4 protein-coding genes are annotated in these 2,708 nt (G+C 65.0%); 3 read left to right on the forward strand and 1 reads right to left on the reverse strand.

Annotated features, from left to right (window positions below; translation table 11 throughout):
• On the reverse strand, nucleotides 1–215 hold a 215-nt coding region (locus AC1DSN_RS21000; RefSeq protein WP_477332663.1), incomplete at its 3' end, for a hypothetical protein.
• A 296-nt stretch (nucleotides 216–511) separates the two neighbouring features.
• Here AC1DSN_RS21000 and lexA point away from each other — a divergent pair.
• From lexA to AC1DSN_RS21015, 3 genes are all read left to right on the forward strand, one after another.
• Nucleotides 512–1,138, forward strand: a complete 627-nt coding sequence (lexA, locus tag AC1DSN_RS21005; RefSeq protein WP_063571833.1) for a transcriptional repressor LexA — start codon at nucleotides 512–514, stop codon at nucleotides 1,136–1,138.
• A 2-nt stretch (nucleotides 1,139–1,140) separates the two neighbouring features.
• Nucleotides 1,141–1,770, forward strand: a complete 630-nt coding sequence (gene imuA / locus AC1DSN_RS21010) for a translesion DNA synthesis-associated protein ImuA (protein WP_063571834.1) — start codon at nucleotides 1,141–1,143, stop codon at nucleotides 1,768–1,770.
• Nucleotides 1,771–1,843: 73 nt separating this feature from the next.
• Nucleotides 1,844–2,708: Y-family DNA polymerase (locus AC1DSN_RS21015; RefSeq protein ID WP_477332665.1), on the forward strand; the 865-nt coding region annotated here is incomplete at its 3' end.

Below are 2,708 nucleotides of genomic sequence, written 5' to 3' on the forward strand. Positions count from 1 at the left end.
TTGAACTCAAGCATTTCGCTCTTGAACTCAAGCATTTCGCCCTTGAATTCGCGCATTTCAACTTTGAACTCAAGCATTTCGCTCTTGAACTCAAGCATCTCGCCCTTGAATTCGCGCATTTCAGCTTTGAACTCGCCCACATCGGTACGAAGATCGCGAAGATCGTCCTGGATATGCTGGGTGGTGACTTCCAGCCGGCTAAGTCTGTGTTCCATGTCGGCATCCTGCTTTGGCGATGGGGGGCATGCAAGCTGCTCATGGCCAGCCGGCTTAGAGGAAGATGTCGCGCTGGAGGCATGGACGGGGGTCATGGCGGTTCTCTGGGCCTCTCAGACGGCTTATCCCGGGAGTTCGTCCATGGTTTGCCCAATGGCAAGCCATCTCCAGATGCCCTTGCCCTCGCCTTCGTGTAAGGGAAAACCGGATTGAGATAGGGCGACACGCCCTTGAGTCATCCCGTAATCGAAGCTCCCCCTTGCGCCGCTCTCCTGGCATGTGTACAAATGTACGCATGTCGACACCTACCCTTACCGAGCGTCAGCAAAAGACCCTTTCCTTCCTGCAGGAATACCTGCAAGCGCAAGGGCTCCCGCCGACACTGCGCGAGATCGCCGATGCCCTGGGCTTTTCCAGCCACAGTTCGGCACAGGCCTGCGTCGAGTCCCTGGTCCGTAAAGGCGTGCTCGAGCGCTCCCCGCAGCACCGCGGGCTGCGCATTCCCCCCGGTCTCGCCTCGAGCCTGCGCGGCCAGGCAGCCAACGAGTTGCCGCTGATCGGCCGCGTTGCCGCCGGCTCGCCCATCCTCGCCGAGGAAAACATCGAATCGCAACTGGAAGTCGATCCCGCGCTGTTCCGCCCGCGCGCCGATTACCTCCTGCGTGTCGTCGGCCTGAGCATGCGTGATGTGGGCATCCTCGATGGCGACCTACTTGCCGTGCATAAGACGGCCGTCGCCACCGATGGCCAGATCGTGGTCGCCCGGCTGGACGACGAAGTCACCGTGAAACGCCTCAAGCACGACCGCAACCGCGTCCTGTTGCTACCCGAAAATCCCGACTTCGAGCCGATCGAAGTCGATCCCCGTCGCCACGCGTTCGCCATTGAAGGGCGTTACGTCGGCATCATTCGCAGGACCTGACCATGAACGCCATCGCCTCCCCGAATCTCGCTCAGGTGCTCGACCATCCCGGTATCTGGCGGCGTTCCGCCGACCGTCAGCCGCGCGTACGCGCGCTGTCCACGGGCTGGACCTCGCTCGACGCGAAACTGCCCGGCGGTGGCTGGCCGCAGGGTGCCCTCAGCGAAATCCTGTTCGAGCATGACGGCCTGGGCGAACTGGATCTGGTCATGCCTGCACTTGCCGCGCTGACCCAGGAGCACCGCCGCGTGATCTTCGTCGCGCCGCCTTATCTTCCCTATGCCCCCGCGCTGGCCGCGGCCGGTGTCGACCTGCGCTTTCTGCATGAAATCCATGCCGGCAGCACCGAGGCCGCATGGAGCATGGAGCAGTGCCTGCGCTCGGGCTGCTGCGGCGCCGTGGTCGGCTGGTTGCCCGACATCGACTACCGCAGCCTGCGTCGCCTGCAGCTGGCCGCCGAAACCGGCGACGCCTGCGCCATGCTTTTCCGCCCGGCCACGCACGCCGCGCAGAACAGCCCGGCCGCGCTCCGCCTCAAGGTCAGCAACAGCGACGAGGCCACCTACGTGGATGTCCTCAAGTCGCGTGGCCTGCTGACCACCACCGCTCCGCTGTTGCGCATGCGGGCCTGATGGATCCCGTCATGACGCCGCGTTCCACACGCCGTCGTGACGGACGCTCCGTCGTCGCCCCTCTTCCGCAGCCATGCTTTGGGCCTGTCTCCGTTTTCCCGGCCTGGCGTTCTCCGCCGCCTTCGCCGCGACACCGGAGGCAGGCCCCTCCGCTCTACTCGACGGCCACGCGCGCCAACGCCTGATCGCCGCCGCAAATGAAGAAGCCGCCGCCTTCGGCGTACGCCGTGGGCAAAGCGTCGCCGCCGCACGGGCGCTATGCCCAGCCCTCGATGTGCGCCCACGTGACCGGGATGCCGAAACCCGCCTGCTCGCCGGCATTGCCGCGTGGTGTTACCAGTTCAGCGGTCATGTCAGCCTGGCGCCGCCCCAGGCCATCCTGATGGAAGTCGGTGCCAGCCTTCGTCTTTTCGATGGCTGGCCGGTGCTCGCCGAACGCCTGCGTAGCGGATTGCTCGAACAAGGCCATCCGCACACCCTCGCCGCCACGCCCTTTGCTGCCGCCTCGTGGATTTTTGCCGCGAGCGAGGATGGCATGGTGCTGCCGGAACGCGAGGGCGTACTGCGCATGCTTGCCGCGTTGCCGCTGACCCGGAGCGGACTTTCCGCCAGCATGGTGAAGTCGTTGCAGGCGATGGGCTTCCGTCGCCTGGAAGACATCTTCCGCCTGCCCCGTCCCGAATTGACCCGACGCATCGGTCGCGATGGCGTGGCATGGCTCGACCGCATCCGTGGCCAGTCGGCGCATGCCCTGCCCGCCTGGCAACCACCGGCAAGCTTCCTGCAGAAAATCGAATTCGACAGCGAACTCGACGGCAGCCAGCCGTTGCTGTTCCCGTTGCGCCGCCTGACCCGTGAACTGGCCAACCTGCTTGCCGCACGCGACGGCGGCGTGCAACGTTTCACCCTGACGCTCGAACACGCGCGTGGCCAAAGCA

This window comes from Luteibacter sp. P4_D7_3 (assembly GCF_056401735.1).